The organism is Pseudoalteromonas sp. NZS71_1 (genome assembly GCF_015864305.1).
In the GTDB taxonomy this organism is placed as follows: domain Bacteria; phylum Pseudomonadota; class Gammaproteobacteria; order Enterobacterales; family Alteromonadaceae; genus Pseudoalteromonas; species Pseudoalteromonas arctica.
The window spans coordinates 207,181-224,456 of the sequence record NZ_JADYXM010000005.1; the positions used below are offsets into that span (position 1 = coordinate 207,181).

Sequence of the window (17,276 nt, forward strand, 5' to 3'; positions counted from 1 at the left end):
CCTTGCTTTGATGTCATTGTCCACTTAGAATTATTTCATAAAAACAATAATTGGCAAATATAGCTTGTATGGCTTACCTATTTATCTCTCGCAAAAATGTACACGCAAAATACTATAGAAAAATAATCAAAAAATTGTCGATGGATTGCCAATTACATATCATGGGAGCCCCTAAGCTTTCTGCTGTTAAGTATTTAAAAGATGCGTTTCAAGTTAATTTTACTGATGTAGTTAACTCTCAGCTAAAACGCAAAAGAGCACGTAATGCTATCTGGAATAGTCCTATTATTACTGCTGTTTACAGTGCTGGGTTAGTTTTATTTGAACGATTACGATACGCTAAGTATTTAGCCTTATTAACCGAGACTAATCCTGACTGCATTGTTATTTGGAACGGCAATAAACTTCCAAATACGACCGTTGCTATGGCTGCAAAAGCATTAGGTGTTAAGCAGTTTTATTATGAAAATGGTTTACTACCCGGTACAAGCAGTTTAGACCCTAATGGTATTAACTATAATGCGTCGTTAAGCCGTGACCCTTCTTTTTACCTAAATTTTGACCCACAAAATAAGCTAAATTTTTGTGCGCCGGATTTAATTCCAAGAGCTGATCATAAAAAGCGCTGTGAATTTGAATGCGCCGATGTGCCAGAACGCTATATATTTGCGCCTTTTCAAGTACCTCATGATACTCAATTAGCTAGCTTTTCTCCGTGGATAAACTCTATGGACATGTTTTACGACGAGGTGATTAAAGCGGTCAAAAGCTTAAACGATCCAAGTTTAAAAGTGGTTTTTAAAGAGCATCCGTCGTGGCATAAACATTACGCTCATCTTTATGAAAAAGATCCGATTGCAATTTTTGCTAATGGAAATCAAACAAGTGATTTGATTAAGTGCGCTGAAGCCGTATTAACGATTAATTCAACGGTCGGCTTAGAAGCATTGCTGCTCAATAAACGAGTTTTAACTCTTGGACAAGCCTGTTACAACATTGAGGGTTTGGTAAAGCATGCAAGCACTGCAGAGCAGCTAGCAGAGAATATGAACGAAGTAGTGCAGGGCTGGCAACCAAATACATTATTAAAGGATAAGTTTTTTAGCTTTATTGAACATGTATATTGTATTCCTGGCGTTTGGAAACACACTGAAGATAAACACATTAAAGCGATTGAAGCGCGTTTTACGGGTAATGACGAGTTTGCTAAGTATCATGGTGATAAGGAATCGTAGTGAAAAACCTAATTAGCTGTCAGCAATTACACGATCAACTTAATAATCCTGCATTAGTGATATTTGATGCAGGTATGCTGCGCCCAGGTGTTTTGGGTGCTTATTCGCCTCAAGCAATGCTGCCTAGCGCTAAACGTTTTGACATAAAAAACGAATTGGCCGATAGATCAAATCCCTTACCAAGTATGGTATGCAGCGAGCAGCAGTTTACCCACGTGATGCAAAATGCAGGTGTAAATAACGACTCGTTTATAGTTGTATACGAAGATGGCGGTTTATTTAGCGCAGCAAGAGCGTGGTGGATGTTTAAAGCTATGGGGCATCACAATGTTAAAGTACTCAGTGGTGGCCTTAAAAAGTGGTTAGAGAGCGATTACGCCACACAACAAGGTTATAGCAAAGCATTAGGTAAAGGTGATTTTACAGCAAACTATAATTCTGAGTATTTTATTAATAGCCAACAAGTGGTTGACGCAATCGATGAGCCTAACACTGTATTGCTAGATGCACGTGCTTATAAACGTTTTACAGGCGAAGAAAGTGAACCCCGAAAAGGCATGCGTAGTGGGCATATCCCAAATAGTCGCTCGTTGCCTTTTATGAATTTACTTAATAAAGGTGAAGCAAAACCACTTACTGAAATTAAAGCGATATTTAATGACGTGGTCGGGGATGCACAGCAGCTACAATTTAGCTGTGGCTCAGGTATTACAGCCTGTATTTTAGCGTTATTTGCTACCGAATGTGGTTACAGTAATTTAAGCGTTTATGATGGCTCGTGGAGTGAGTGGGGCGCAAGTAACTCGCTGCCTATTACCAAACGTGAATAAGTTGAAATAGTACAGCAGCAAATTTATTGTAGGCGCTTTGCTTGCTAGCGCGCTTAATTTACACATGGTTATATTAACAATCTTTTGCGTGAGCAAGCTTCACGCCTACGTGGAGGTAATTTTAAACATTGATTACCACTGAGAACACCGAGGCGCTTTGCGCTACACAGAGGGAAATAATAATATTTGTAAGTCGCTTCTGCTGAATTTTTACTTACCTTATCTGTGGTGAAATAATACGAAAGCGCATTAAAACTTTTTACAGTTTGTATCCATAAGGGCAATTTTTACAACCATTTTTGCAGCACGAACCACGCTTTAAAAAAAACCACTTACTAAATACCATGTAGCCATTTTGCATGGTGTAGTCGAGTTCTTCGATTAAATTGTCGTTACCTCTAAATTGTTTTGCAAAGTCTATTTGGGTTTTAATAGGTTGTGTATAAACACCCTCTAAAAAAGTATTTATTTTATTAAGTGTGCACCTGCGGCATAAACAACTTGTTGCTGAGGTGTCTAGCGGTAAAATAGCAGGCAGTTCGTTGCACCAACATGCCGATATATTATCTACATTACACGTTACAGTGGTATGGCATTGAGTGCAGTTAAGTTGAGTCATTATAATTCTTTTTAGTAACAGTGAGCCAAGAATAACAAATATTATGAATACACAAAAAGCATTAGCTGAATTTATTACGTTTGGCGAGCAAAGGGACGAAGCTATATCGGTTATTGTTTCAAGCCCTGCTGATAGCGATAAAACTCATTATACTCTCTCAACCGAGATTTTAATTGATGTGTTAAAACGTTGTTTAAGTAACGAAATAGACTTGGATGATTTAGAGCTTTGGGCAAACGTAATTGAATCGCGGGATGATATTGATTGTGCTGAGCACGAAGGTTTTATTTATGCGCTCAGTAATAGTGAGCAAATGGGAGAGCTTAATAAGCAAAAGTTAATACAACTTCTTGCTTTGATAAGCTAATTTATTTCCGTACAAAAAAATCGCGCTGTTGTAAGTGCGATTTTTTATTTTACTAAACTGACAACGTGTTTACTTATGATATCCCAAACACGTTTCTACTTCGTTTTTAGAGCCTAAAATAACGGCTACTCGCTGGTGGATTGCATCGGGTTGAATATCCATAATACGCTCGGTACCGGTTGAAGCGATGCCGCCAGCTTGCTCTACTAGCATAGCCATTGGGTTTGCTTCGTAAAGTAGGCGCAGTTTATTAGGTTTGTTTGGATCTTTAGTATCGGTAGGGTAAGTAAAAATACCACCACGGCTAAGTACGCGATGAACATCGCCCACCATTGCTGCAATCCAGCGCATATTAAAGTTTTTAGCACGAGGGCCGGTATCACCCGCTTCTAGGTCATTAATGTAGCTTTGCATTGCTGGTTGCCAATGGCGTTGATTAGACGCGTTAATAGCAAATTCGTTAGTATCAGCAGGAATGTCAGCAAAATCTTGTGTTAGTAAAAAGCTGCCTTGCGTTTTATCAAGGGTAAACATGCGCGTGCCTTTACCTGTGGTCAGCGCAAGCATAGTTGACGGGCCGTAAAGTACGTAACCTGCTGCAACTTGTTTGTGCCCTGGCTGCATGAAAATGCTTTCGTCAGCGGCGTCAGAACCTTCAGGCGCTTCCATAATAGAAAATATGGTACCGACAAGCGAGTTAATATCGGTATTTGACGAGCCATCTAATGGATCAAATGCCACTATAAATTTAGCGTCTGGGTTACCTGCTACTGTGTAGTCTTCTTCTTCAGAGGCGATTGCTTTAACCGTACCTGATTCCAGTAAAATATCTTTTAACAGCTGATTAGATAATACATCGAGCTTTTTTTGAGTTTCACCTTGAATGTTTTCATCAAGGGTTGAGCCTAATACGCCAGAAAGCGCGCCTTGACCAACGCGAAACGAAATTTCTTTACATGCCGCTAAAATTGTTCGAATTAATGATAAAAGTTCTCTTGAACAACCATCTTCAAGTAATACTGGAGGGAGTCTACGCATTCTATTTTCCTGATAACGTGTTAAAACCAATCATAATGTGAGAGAGATTAGCTTAGAGCGCTGAAATTCGTCTTAAATAACTGTATTGTTTAAATAGCACCCTATAATGGGACCACCTAATCGTACTTAAAACACAAATAACAAAGATAAGATTATGAAAAAAATACCACTACTAAGTTACATATTCTTTACTGTGCTGTGCTCTATCATAACTCAAGCGCACGCAGCAATTAAGTCAATTGATGAATTTACTACGCAAATGAATCATTTTCCGGGCTATTATTCGTTTTTTTACGATACCCAAAACGGAAAAGTATATTTAAAAGTAGATAAGTTTGAACAACAATTTTTACTGCAGCAAAGCTTGCCTTACGGTATTGGCTCTAACGACATAGGCCTTGATAGAGGTCAGCTTGGTAATACTCACCTTGTGCAGTTTGAGCGTTTTGGCGACAAAGTAATGCTGCGGGCTGTAAATACTTACTATCGTGCCAACACAAGTAACAAGGCCGAACAGCAAAGCATTAAAGAGGCGTTTGCATCAAGTATACTTGCTGGTTTTAAAGTGGTCGCAGAAGATAAAGCCACAGCACTTATTGATTACACACCTTATTTATTAAGTGATGTACACGGCGTAAGCCGAACGCTTGCGGCGCGTAAGCAAGGTAACTTTAGCCTTGATGAGTCACGTAGCGCCGTTTATATGAATCGCTCAAAAGCATTTGTAAAAAACACCGAGCTTGAAGCCGTACTTACATTTAAAGGCACAAAACCAGGTGAATTTGTTCGCCAAGTAAGTGCCGACCCTTATGCGCTTACTGTTCATATGCATCATTCACTTATTCAATTACCAGACGATAACTACACGCCCCGTAAGTTTAATCCGCAATCAGGTTTTTGGAGTATAGAACATAAAGATTACGCAGCGCCGCTTGGTGACTCTATGTACGTGCGTTATATACCGCGCCATCGTTTAACTAAAAAGGATTCAAGTTTACCTATTAGTGAGCCTGTTAAACCAATTGTATATTACCTTGATCCTGGCGTACCAGAGCCCGTTAAAAGCGCTTTGCTTGAAGGTGGAAAGTGGTGGAACGACGCATTTACGGCGGCAGGATATAAAAATGCATTTATAGTAAAAGTGCTGCCAAGTAGCGCCGACCCTATGGATATTCGTTACAACGTCATTCAATGGGTACACCGTGCAACGCGTGGTTGGTCATACGGAAGTTCGGTGATCGACCCACGTACAGGTGAAATACTTAAAGGGCATGTAACACTCGGCTCATTGCGTGTTCGCCAAGATATTTTAATAGCTGAAGCACTCGCTGCTCCTTATTTAAAAGGTAATGAAGTTGCTAAAAACTTGCAAGCAATGGCGCTTGATCGTATTCGCCAATTAAGCGCACATGAAATTGGCCACACGTTAGGTATTTCTCATAACTTTGCAGCATCGGTAGGGGATAGATCCTCAGTAATGGATTACCCACATCCGCTACTTAGTTTTAATGAACAAGGTAAGCTTGATGTAACGCGCGGCTATGCAACAGGCATGGGCGTGTGGGATACCCAAGTAATTAAATATGGCTATAGCGATTTTACTAACCAAGATGAAAGCGCAGAACTTGCTGCTATTTTAAAAGAGAACAAAGCCAAAGGCCTTGAGTTTATATCAGATAGTGATGCTCGTGCTAAAGGTGGCGCGCATCCAACAGGCCATTTATGGGATAACGGCACTAATCCTTCGCAGGAGCTTTTACGAGTACTCGACGTACGTAAAAAAGCGCTTTCGCAGTTTGGTATTAATAATATTAAAACGGGTGATTCATTATCGCAATTAGAGGAAAAACTAGTCCCGCTTTATCTGTTTCACCGTTTTCAGGTTGAGGCTGCGGTTAAGCTTATTGCCGGTGTTGATTACGAATACGAAACACGCGGTGACTCACCCGTAAAAGGCGCACAAGTCGTTAATAAAAAAACACAGCAAGAAGCGGTAAACGCTATTTTTGCAACGCTTAAGCCAAGTAACTTATTACTTCCTGAATCTGTGTTATCGCTAATTCCGCCAAAAGCATATGGCGAGTCTAAATCGCGCGAGAGCATAGTTGGGCGCACAGGGTTAACGCTCGATGCAATGGCATTACCCGAGGTTGCAGTGCAGCACAGCTTGTCGCTTTTATTAAATGCACAGCGTTTAAATCGCTTAGCGCAGCAGCAAGCGCGTAGTAATGACTTTTATAGTTTAGATGAGTTACTTGAGGAGCTATATAGCCAAGTGTTTAACGTGTCATCACCTAATACAATGACAGGTAAAATCACTCAGCGCGTGCAATTTTTAACAGCAAAAGCTATGGCTGATTTAGTAGCAAGCGATAGTGCAAGTCCTGAAGTGCAAGCGCAGTTACGTTACTACCTAGTTAAGTTGAGTGAAGACTTTAACCAAAACTCAATGCTGAGCCATACAAGTACTGGCGAGAGTGCGTTTAAGCAATATTTAGCTGAGCAAGTAAATCAGTTTTTAATTAAAGGGCAATGGCCAAACAACTTTAAAGTGCTGCCAATCCCACCGGGCTCACCAATTTAGAATAAAAAGTAGAAGCGCTTATTTTTAATCAATCATAAAGCAAAACACCGAGTATATTTATACTCGGTGTTATTTTATTCTAAAAACGAATACGTACACTAAGACTTTATTTGCACTAAATCGTAATCGGCCATACCAGGTACTATTGCCTGTAAGCGAGACTCGGTTACATCGAGTGCATTTAAACATTCGCAATACTCAGAAGCTTTAAGCTCTAATTGATGCGCCTTTTTTTGTAGCGACTTATCAATTTCTCTTGAGATAATATCCATGCGTTGCCCCATGTCGTTAATGCGATCTTCTATATTACCTTCACGCGATTTGAACGCATCTCCGAGTGATACCAAAATAGCACCTAACGATCCATGCACTGCAGAGTGAATTTGCTGGCTGATCTCTTTAGTAAAAAAATCATCTATTTGCGAAAGTGATTGAGGGGCTATAAAAAAGAAGTCATCGCCGCGCTTAAACTTATCCATTAGCGCGCGCTCTACATACTTTAGTTGTGTTTTAAGTACTTCAGGCTCTTTATCTGACATACCTTCAACTACGTGTTCAATAGCGCTTAAACCTAAGTTAACACCATCGGTAGCAAGGTTTACTAATTCGGGGACTGTGTGGCGAATACCATTACTAAACTGTTCGAGTACTTTGCTTTCGTCATCGCTTAAATCAACCCAATAACCGCGAATAAATAGTTGGTTATTGTTATTAATTTGTACACGAGTCTGGCCTTTATCTAATATGCGAATCGCATCGTCAGTGATAATTAAACCATGACGTAATTCAACATCGCATTGGGCTTGAGCAAAGACACTGCTGCTTGAGAGCGCTATGGACAACGCCAATATCGAACGAGATAGAAACGCCATAAACACCTCAAAAAGACTAAAATGGAAGGCGAGTAGGTTAACAAAAAAACAACTTTATGCAAGGGAAAATAAACCTATCAACTATCTCACACAATAGCTGTATAGAGCGCAGCTTGAGTTTTTAGATACGGCTATGTTGAGAAAAATCAACAGTACAACAAAGGACTTAGTATAAAGCTAAAGAGGTAGGGTTAGCTTACATTTAAATAAGAACACGTGGTTTTTAAAATGAAGTTTAAAAAGATACAGCTATTTAGTTAATTAAGCTTCTAATAGCTGACTCCAAATTTACTCTGGAGTCAGCTTAAAAGACTAGCGGTTAAAAGCCAAAATTTCTAGTGTGAAACTACTATTAATCGAATTGCATCAAGTTGTAACTGCGTTTTTTCAATATACGTAGTTAGGTCGTTGCGTTGCTTATCGTAGAAGGTAATTTCTTCTTGGCGAATATTTGGGTTAATTTGCTTAAGGGCAACAAGTCGTTCTTGCTCGTCACTGAGTGACGTTTGCATTTTAACAAGCGACGCTGCGCGAATAACTTCAAGCTTTTCTTGTGCCATATCTTTAGCGGTAGTAATCATAGGGTGAACAGCGCTTTGTAGTGCACCTGCAAGTTTACTTGCTGTTTGGCGGCCAACGGCTGATAACTGCTGATTAAAGCCTTCAAATGCCACATTCTCACCTAAATTATTACCTGCTTTATCAAGCAATATACGAATTGGTGTAGGCGGTAAAAAGCGACCAACCTGTAATACTTTTGGTGCCATTGCTTCTGCAACAAAAATAAGCTCAACAAAAAAGGTACCAGGCGGTAACTTTTTGTTTTTAAGCAATGCAACCGATGCGCTACCAAAGTCGTCGTCACAAATCATATCCATGGTGCCTTGCACCATTGGGTGATCCCAACTAACAAAGTGCACGTCTTCTTGCGAAAGTGCCGTGTCGCGATCAAAGGTAACGGTCATACCGTCTTCTTTAAGCGATGGGAATGATGGGTTTAACATATGCTCAGTTGGCTTTAAGATAATGGTATTTTCGCCTTTATCTTCTTGGCTTACGCCAAATGTGTCGAACACGTTGATCATGTAGCTTGGTAATTCAAACTGATTGTCGAGTTTTTCGATTTCAGCTACAAGTGAATCTGCAGCACCTTGACCCGATGAATGTAGCTCTAGTAAACGATCTCGTCCGCTTTCCATTTTTTTACGCAATACGGCATTTTGCTGTGCTACTTGCTCAAGTAATGGATCGAGTTCGTCTTCATCGCAGTTATGCGCAGAAATATATTCAAGTAGATCATCACGGAACTCTTTATAAAGCATTTGGCCTGTTGACGAGGTAGATTCGAATGCATCTAGACCTTCGTTGTACCAACGTAGCAATACTTCTTGAGCGGTGTTTTCAAAATATGGCACATGAATGTTCACATCTTGCGTTTGACCTATACGGTCTAATCGACCAATACGCTGCTCTAGTAAATCTGGGTTCAGTGGTAAATCAAACAGTACTAAGTGATGCGAGAACTGGAAATTACGACCTTCTGAGCCAATTTCTGAACACAGTAATATTTGTGCATTATCGTACTCGTCTGCAAAAAATGCAGCAGCGCGGTCACGCTCAATAATAGACATACCTTCGTGGAATACCGACGCTTTAATTGCTTCGCGTTCACGCAGTATTTGCTCAAGGCTGATAGCTGTTTCAGCTTTAGCACATATAAGTAGTACTTTTTCGCGCTTAAGCGTTTTAAGAGTGTCGATTAACCAATCTACACGTGGGTCAAATAAACCCCAGCTTGCGCTTTCGCCTTCAAACTCTTGAAATATTTTTTCAGGAAAAAGAGCGCGGTGTGCACTTAGTTCAGGGTTTTGAATGCCGCCCATATTACCGAGAACCGACATAGCCGTTTTATACTGTTTTGGCAGTGCCATAGGGTAGGCGTGTAATTTACGACTTGGGTAGCCATCAATGCCGCTGCGGCTGTTTCGAAATAATATGCGACCCGTGCCGTGGCGATCGAGCAGCATGTTAAGTATTTCTTTACGTGCTGGTAAATCACCTTGCTGTGCTTTTTCAAGAATATCAGTAATATCGGTTTCTTTTAATAGCTCAATTAGCGTGGCTTTGGCTGTGTCGTCTAGCCCTTGCTCTTGCAGTAATTGATTTGCAGCTTCAGCAACGTCTTTATAATTTGCTTCTTCTTCTTTAAACACGTCGTAGTCGTAAAAACGGTCAGGATCGAGTAACTGTAAACGTGCAAAGTGACTGCTGTGACCAAGTTGATCAGGCGTTGCGGTAAGTAAAATAAGGCCAGGAATATCTTGGCTAAGCTCTGCCATACGTTGGTATTCTGAGCTTGGCTTGCCGTTATTTATACTTAGGTGATGGGCTTCATCTATAACTAGTAAATCCCAATCAGCAAGTGTTGCTTGTTCAAACCAGCGTTTTTTCTTGGTTAAAAACTCAAGACTGGTAAGTACTAGTTGCTCTGTATCAAACACGTTTGGAGAATCTGCAAACGCTTCGTCGCAGCGTTCTTCATCAAAAATAGAAAAGTGTAAGTTAAAGCGGCGTAGCATTTCTACTAACCATTGGTGCTGTAGATTCTCTGGTACAACAATAAGTACGCGGCTCGCACGACCACTAATAATTTGTTGATGTAAAATCATGCCTGCTTCAATTGTTTTACCAAGGCCTACTTCATCTGATAAAAGTACGCGTGGTGCAAAACGTTTACCCACTTCTTGGGCAATATAAAGCTGGTGCGGAATAAGATTAGCACGTTGACCAATTAAGCCTTTAATAGGCGATTGTTCACGTTCAAATTTATGTAACCACGTTTGGTAGCGAAGTGTATAGCGATCAAAACGATCGACTTGGCCCGCAAATAAACGATCTTGTGGTTTATTAAACTTAATAAAATGATCTAAAAAGGTTTCTTTAAGCTTGGCAGTTTCGCCGTTATCAACACGGGTGCCGTGATAACACAGTAACTCGCCTTGTACTTCAATAGACTCTACTTCTAATTCCCATTCTTCAACGCTTTTGATCACATCGCCAGGATTAAATGCCACACGGGTAACAGGTGCTTCTGCCGAAGAATAAACACGGCTCTCACCACTGGCAGGAAATAATATGCTGACCTGACGGCCTTCAATGGCAACAACGGTGCCTAATCCTAAATCTGACTCTGTATCACTGATCCAACGCTGACCTAAGGAAAAATTCATGTATGTCTCGTCTATGATGAAAAAGGCGGCTATGTTACCTGTAAGCTAACACCACTGCAAGGCGCTATTTGGCTCACTTTTAATTAATTTTGTAAGTGTTAATTATTACTATTAAAACAACTTGTTTATGACTCTTTTTTAGGTAAATCAAAACTAATTACAGTTTGTAATAAAACGGACTTTTATGACAAATAGACTAAACTTACATTATGCCTTGGCAATTAAGTATTGCAGGTTTAAGTTTTGCCCGTTTTACTTAGTTATTTTGGTATAGCATAAAAATCATAAAACGTAAGGAAAGTGCTATGGAAAAAGCTTCGAACCTTGAAAGTAAAATGTATGTGCTAGATACCAACGTACTACTTCACGAACCCCTCGCTTATTTGTCTTTTCAAGAACATGACGTTGTAATTCCGATGACAGTGCTTGAAGAGCTTGACCACATAAAAGACAGAAAACACGACGTAAGCCGCGATGCGCGCGTCGCTATTCGTGGATTAGATGAAGTACTTAAAAATGCAACGCCTGAACAAATGCTACAAGGCGTGGCGCTGCCGAGTAACAAAAAGGCAAAAGCGAGCTCTGCAGGTACCCTCATTATTGTAAACGACCATTTATTTGCCGACTCCATTTCTGGTTTGCCTGGTAACGAAAACGACCATCGTATTATTAATTGCGCCGTGTATTTACAAAAGCAGCACAGTGATTCAAAAGTTATATTAGTAACAAAAGACATAAACATGCGTTTAAAGGCCAAAGGCGCAGGGCTTAAGTATGTTGAGGATTACCGTACCGACCAACTTATTGACGATATCAGCTTACTCACTAGTGGTTATAAAAAAATTGAAGGTGATTTTTGGGACCATGTAGGGGAATGTAATACGCAGCAACACGGACGCGATACGCTTCATCATGTACCTAAAAACTTAATACCTGATGTATTTTGTAATGAATATTTACTTGATGGAGGGGATCAGTTTGCGGCGCGTGTTAAATCGTACGATAACGAGCACATAACGCTAAAAGATATTGGTGTTGAGCGTTTAATGCATCAACAAGCATGGGGCGTTAAGCCCAAAAATATTTATCAGGGAATGGCGCTTGATGCGCTGCTAGATACAAGTATTGAACTTGTTATTTTAACAGGACCAGCAGGGTGTGGTAAAACCTTGTTAGCACTTGCCAGCGCCCTTGAGATGGTCATCGAAAAAGGTATTTACGATAAAGTAATAGTAACTCGTAATACCCCAGAAATAGCAGAGTCCATTGGCTTTTTACCAGGCACTGAAGAGGAAAAAATGGCGCCGTGGCTTGCAGCCATTACCGATACGCTGGAGGTATTGCACAAAGGCGACGAAAATCCGATATCAAGCCGAAACTACATTATGGAGAAGGCTAATGTTCAGTTTAAATCGGTTAACTTTATGCGTGGGCGTAGTATTCAAAATGCGGTGGTAATTTTAGATGAGAGCCAAAATTTAACGGCATCTCAACTTAAAACGATTATTACCCGCTGCGGCGAAGGTACTAAATTAATTTGTACGGGTAACTTGGCGCAAATAGATAGTAACTATTTAACGCCAGTAACATCGGGCTTAACGTACATAGTAGAGCGCTTTAAAAACTTTGAAGGCAGCGCAACTATAAACCTCAACGGTGTTGTACGTAGTCGCTTAGCGTCATTTGCAGAAGAAAATTTATAACTTGCGCTTAACAAATTGGCTCGATAGTCTATCGATTGATTTTCGAGCCAAATGGCAGGCAGTACATTGAATTTTTTACCTCTGAAGCATTATTATCGTTCATTATTTATTGCGCTTTTAGTGCCATTGATTGTCGCTTTTTTACTGTGCTTGCACTTATATAATATAAAGCTTGAGCGGGCGGTTGAAAAACGCGAAGCCGATTTTACGAATGTTTCAGCACAGGTTACTCACGGGATGGAGTCGGTGAGTAATCTACTCACCACCATGTTTAGCTTATACGAACAAACGACCTATCCAAAAATAAACCAAAGCTTACTTGAGGGCATAAATCAATATGATGGTTACTATTACCGTCACTTTAGTGAGCAAGGCACTGAAATTGTAGGTAAGGGGGAGTTTGCGTTATCTACTAAGGCATTAATGCAGTGGCAGCAGGCTATTACATTAGGGCCTTCGTTTAATACAACGCTTGCATTAATGCAGTCGTTGTCTGCTGTAGCATATGTTGATAATAATGGTTTTGCTTATGTAAGCAGGCGAAACAAAAGCCAAAGTTTAATGCTTACTGAAATTCTAAATGGAAAATTTAAGCCAAAATTTTCACCAAACAAACTTACTTCAAGTCCCATTGTTAAAGTGAATGATAAATCGTATTTTGCTATTGGCCGACAACGAAGCACTGGCTCAGCCGATTACATTATTTTGATTTATGATGTTCAGGCAATTTCTGGGTGGTTAAAAAAGGTTTCACCGAACAGTGGTGAATACGTTTTTATGAACCAATCACATCAAGTTATCGCCAGCTCTAAACAGTTAATAGAGCAAGCAACAGCATTAAAAAATTATTGGCCTGATTTGGCCCAGCACCATAGTAAAAAAACAGTCTTAACTAGTGATAGTAATTACTTTATGCAGCCAATGGATGAGTTACCTATTCACGCAGCATTTTACGAGCACAAACCCCAACTAATAAGCCCAATTAAGTATGAAATACTATTAGAGTTTGCATTTTTAACGCTATTTTTAAGTATTATGTTTGGCGTGTTTTTTTGGTTAAGTCAGCGCATTTTTATTAAGCCAATGACTCACTTAATGTCGTACCTTGAGAGTAACGGTACACAGCAAGAAGTGCAGCTCGATTATAAAGTACCGCTGAGCTGGCAGCCTTGGTTTTCTAAAGTGAAGCGTGTATTTACTAAAAACAAACAGTTAGTTGATTCATTACAAAGTGCAAATAAAGCTCTGGACGACCAGGTTCAGTTGCAATCAGAAAAACTAAGCCGCAGTTACGAAGCAAAAGAGCGCCACTTGGCTTTGCTCAACACTATGCTAAACAGTGTGCCAGATCTTATTTATTTTAAAAATATTGATGGATCATTCTTAGGATGCAATAAAGCATTTGAGGCGTACATCGGTAAAGATCAAACTGCATTAGTCGGTAAATATGTAGATGATTTAGGTGATAACGATCAACAAATAAATACGCTTGAAAAACAAGTATTACAAAATAGAAACAGTGTTGAACAGCGAATAGAAACCGATAAAAAAACGTACCAACTGACTATTGCACCTTTTTATAACGAGCACCAACATCTGTTGGGGACTATGGGTATTGGTCGCGATATTACCGAGCAGCAACAAGCATTATTGGCCTTAAAAGCATCAGAATCTAAATTTAGAAGTGCGATTGAATTTGCGGCTAACTGCGTGGTTTTACTCTCGCTTGAACACACAATATTACAAGTAAATAAAGCGGCAAGAAAGCAGTTTTCTGAACAGCCAGTACTGGTTGGTGAGCAGTTAAAAGCATTGTTTGACGATACTCAATGGCAGCAAATAAAAAGCACTTTAGCGCAATTGCTAGATGACAAAAAACGCGTATACCACTTAACGCTTGCTCAAGGGCGCTTAACAAGTTGGTTGCAACTGAGTGTATCGCTTGTATGGGATGAAAACCGCGACCCAGCTTATTATGTTATTCACATTCAGGATGTGAGCGCATTAACTAAATCAAAACTAGATGCCGAACGAGCAACCCTTGCTAAAAGTCGCTTTATAGCCAATTTAAGTCATGAAATACGCACTCCTCTTAACGCTGTTTTAGGGTTGCTTGATATGCTTATTGAGCAAGGATTAACGCAAAAGCAATTACAACAAACGGATCAAGCTAAGCATGCAGCACAAAGCTTGTTGCTAATGCTCAATAGAATGCTTGATTTTGCACGCATAGAAAGTTCGCAAACCGATTTAAAACAAGCATCTTTTAGTATGGTTGAGCTGGTGGATATTTGTGAAAGTTTAACGGCTCCATTGTGCGAAGGAAAAGGTATTGAATTTGTTATTGATATTGACCCGTTAATAGCGCCTGATTTGATATGCGACAGCATTCGTTTACAGCAAATATTAGGTAACTTATTAACAAATGCTGTTAAGTTTACGAAAACAGGTTCTATCACTTTAAAAATGGAACTTATTGAAAGCGATAGCCTAGAGCAACAGCATATTTGCTTTAAAGTAATTGATACCGGTATGGGCATAGATGAAGCCGATCAGAGGCGTTTATTTGACGCCTTTACGCAAGGTGATGAGTCTTCAACACGTATACATCATGGTGTTGGGTTAGGTTTAGCGATTGTTAAACATGCGGTGTCATTAATGGGAGGGGAGATTGCTTTAAAGAGTAAAAAAGGCCATGGCTGTGAGTTTTACTTCAGCGTTAGCTTTTTGGTTGATACCACTAAAAATACGATGTTACCGACTAATACATTAGCTATTTTATCGGATCAAAGCAAAGAGCTTAAGCAAGTAACAAATGCTTATACAGAGCTTGCTAATATTAATTTAGATGAAGTACTCAAATACCCAATTAAGCTCTCCAATACTCAGCAAATAATAATCGATGCGGCCGACTTACCTGCACTTTTAAATATTGAAGCAATTAATGATTCGTTATCAGCTAAAGAAACCTCGGTAATTATTATTAATCATCAGCACACCCTTAATTTACCAACAAGTGAGCATTTAGCTGCGCATCACGTTAAAGCATCGGCATTGGGGCAAAGGCTATTTAGCTTGAACTCTCAGCAACAGCCTAAAGCTAGTACCAATGCCGTAATATATAATACTGCTGAAACTAAAGTTGATATATCGGGTCTACTTGTATTAGCCATTGATGATAATCAACTTAATTTAGAAATAATTAGCAGTGTATTACGCCAAGCAAACGTAAGTGTTGTTACCGCTTTAAGCGCATCTATCGGCATGGAATTATTGCAAGTTTTAAAGCCTGACTTAATATTAATGGATGTACAAATGCCGCAAATAGATGGCTGCCAAGCTACGGCTTTAATTCGTCAACAGTTTGACGCAAAGCAACTGCCTATTTTTGCTTTAACGGCTCATTGTGAACCCGCTGATATTGAACGTTCTTTAAAGTGCGGTATGAATAAGCATTTAACTAAACCAGTTGTTGCTAAGGTACTTATTGATGCAATTGCCGATTTAAACTTAGTTAAACCAAGCTTTTTTGAAAAATCATTCGCATTAACGCAGTTTAGTATGGATGAAAAGCTCCTCAATACAATGATTGGTAAATTTGCTAATTTATGCGAAACCCAGCTATTGCAAATAGAAGAAACAACCAATAAGGATGATTTGGTACGCTTAGTGCATAGTATAAAAGGTGTAGCAGGTAATTTAGGTTTTAGACGATTGTCTCACTGCGCTTTATTGTGTGAAAGAACACTTAAAACAACTAACAAGCCTGTTGAAATAACACTGAAAGAGCTTATTATGCAGTTAGAACAGGTAATTGTTTTTATAAAAGGGGTAGGGGCTAGGGATGTCGAAAAGAGCTAAAGTACTTATTGTAGATGATGATCCAATCAACAGATTAGTACTTGAAAAAACACTTAAAGTAGAACACGACGTATTCTTAGTTGAAAGTGGTGAAAAAGCACTGACCTTTGTAAAAACTGCGCAAGTTGATTTAATTATCCTTGATGTGATTATGCCAGGAATTGACGGCTATGAAGTGCTTGTGCAACTTAAAGAAAATCCGATAACTCAATCGATCCCCGTTATATTTATATCAGCTAATCGTAGCCATGACGACGAAGCTAAGGGCCTAGAGCTCGGTGCTATGGATTATATCACCAAGCCATTTAGCCCTTCTATTGTGCGTGTTAGGGTTCGTAACCAATTACTTATAAAGCAAAAAAATGATCTGCTAGAAATGTTAGCCTCAATCGACGGCTTAACTGAAATCCCAAATAGACGCTACCTAGACGAAAACTTAGCTCGTGAATGGCGCCGAAGTAAACGCAGTGGAACCCCGCTATCGGTGTTACTTATGGATATAGACCACTTTAAGCGTTACAACGATTGCTACGGACATCGTGCTGGCGATGAATGTTTAAAGGATGTTGCACAAGCACTCGCAGCTCAATGTGAACGTGGTAGTGACTTTATAGCTCGTTATGGTGGTGAAGAATTTGCAGCTGTATTACCTGGAATGAATAGGCATGAAGCTATGGAGTTTGCTAACAAATTACGCAATGCTGTAAATGCTTTGAATATAGAACATAAAGGCTCATTAAATGCAGACCACATCACTATTAGTATAGGTATTGCCACTACTCAAAGTGGTAAAGTGTATGCTGAGCAAGCGTTATTAGAAGAGGCCGATTTAGGCCTATATGCCGCTAAAGATGCAGGGCGAGATAGAATAGTTGCACTCTAAAAACTTAATATACAAAAACGCCAATATTCATATATTGGCGTTTTTGTATCAAAC

General features: G+C 39.6%; 11 protein-coding genes. 7 read left to right on the forward strand and 4 right to left on the reverse strand.

Annotated elements, in window-relative coordinates; all coding sequences use genetic code 11:
* Nucleotides 1-161: 161 nt before the first annotated feature.
* Together I6F43_RS10340 and I6F43_RS10345 are read left to right on the forward strand one after the other, a co-directional pair.
* Nucleotides 162-1,235, forward strand: coding sequence for a capsular polysaccharide export protein, LipB/KpsS family (locus I6F43_RS10340; RefSeq protein WP_225913214.1), 1,074 nt, complete (start codon nt 162-164; stop codon nt 1,233-1,235).
* Nucleotides 1,235-2,065: a sulfurtransferase gene (locus I6F43_RS10345; protein WP_197102142.1), complete on the forward strand. Its 831-nt coding sequence runs from the start codon at nt 1,235-1,237 to the stop codon at nt 2,063-2,065. The genes I6F43_RS10340 and I6F43_RS10345 overlap by 1 nt, the downstream gene beginning before the upstream one ends.
* Before the next feature lie 259 nt (nt 2,066-2,324).
* Here I6F43_RS10345 and I6F43_RS10350 read toward each other — a convergent pair whose 3' ends face one another.
* Nucleotides 2,325-2,684, reverse strand: a complete 360-nt coding sequence (locus I6F43_RS10350; RefSeq protein WP_197102144.1) for a DUF5522 domain-containing protein — start codon at nt 2,682-2,684, stop codon at nt 2,325-2,327.
* 43 nt (nt 2,685-2,727) lie between these two features.
* Between I6F43_RS10350 and I6F43_RS10355 the strand changes: the two genes are divergently transcribed.
* Entirely contained in the window at nt 2,728-3,051 is a 324-nt protein-coding gene (locus I6F43_RS10355; RefSeq protein ID WP_197102146.1) for a hypothetical protein, read from the forward strand.
* 69 nt (nt 3,052-3,120) lie between these two features.
* Here I6F43_RS10355 and I6F43_RS10360 read toward each other — a convergent pair whose 3' ends face one another.
* Nucleotides 3,121-4,089, reverse strand: a complete 969-nt coding sequence (locus I6F43_RS10360; protein ID WP_197102148.1) for a class 1 fructose-bisphosphatase — start codon at nt 4,087-4,089, stop codon at nt 3,121-3,123.
* A 154-nt stretch (nt 4,090-4,243) separates the two neighbouring features.
* Here I6F43_RS10360 and I6F43_RS10365 point away from each other — a divergent pair, with 154 nt between their 5' ends.
* Nucleotides 4,244-6,673 carry a zinc-dependent metalloprotease gene (locus I6F43_RS10365; protein WP_197102150.1) on the forward strand — a complete coding sequence of 810 codons (2,430 nt, stop codon included), beginning with the start codon at nt 4,244-4,246 and terminating at the stop codon, nt 6,671-6,673.
* 98 nt (nt 6,674-6,771) lie between these two features.
* Here the strand turns inward: I6F43_RS10365 and I6F43_RS10370 are convergent, their stop codons facing one another.
* Both I6F43_RS10370 and rapA read right to left on the reverse strand, forming a co-directional pair.
* On the reverse strand, nt 6,772-7,545 hold the full coding sequence (locus I6F43_RS10370) for a YggN family protein (protein ID WP_007581974.1): 774 nt from the start codon (nt 7,543-7,545) through the stop codon (nt 6,772-6,774).
* 335 nt (nt 7,546-7,880) lie between these two features.
* Nucleotides 7,881-10,775: an RNA polymerase-associated protein RapA gene (rapA, locus tag I6F43_RS10375; RefSeq protein ID WP_197102152.1), complete on the reverse strand. Its 2,895-nt coding sequence runs from the start codon at nt 10,773-10,775 to the stop codon at nt 7,881-7,883.
* Between the two features lie 305 nt (nt 10,776-11,080).
* Here rapA and I6F43_RS10380 point away from each other — a divergent pair, with 305 nt between their 5' ends.
* The 3 genes from I6F43_RS10380 to I6F43_RS10390 are packed head-to-tail and all read left to right on the forward strand — an operon-like array spanning nt 11,081 to nt 17,222.
* The gene (locus I6F43_RS10380) at nt 11,081-12,478 is read left to right on the forward strand and encodes a PhoH family protein (protein ID WP_197102154.1); all 1,398 of its coding nucleotides are present in this window, start codon (nt 11,081-11,083) and stop codon (nt 12,476-12,478) included.
* A 51-nt stretch (nt 12,479-12,529) separates the two neighbouring features.
* On the forward strand, nt 12,530-16,339 hold the full coding sequence (locus I6F43_RS10385) for a PAS domain-containing hybrid sensor histidine kinase/response regulator (protein WP_197102156.1): 3,810 nt from the start codon (nt 12,530-12,532) through the stop codon (nt 16,337-16,339).
* Complete coding sequence (locus tag I6F43_RS10390) at nt 16,323-17,222, forward strand: diguanylate cyclase (protein WP_007581985.1); 900 nt, start codon at nt 16,323-16,325, stop codon at nt 17,220-17,222. Before I6F43_RS10385 ends, I6F43_RS10390 begins: the two co-directional genes overlap by 17 nt.
* Nucleotides 17,223-17,276: the final 54 nt, after the last annotated feature.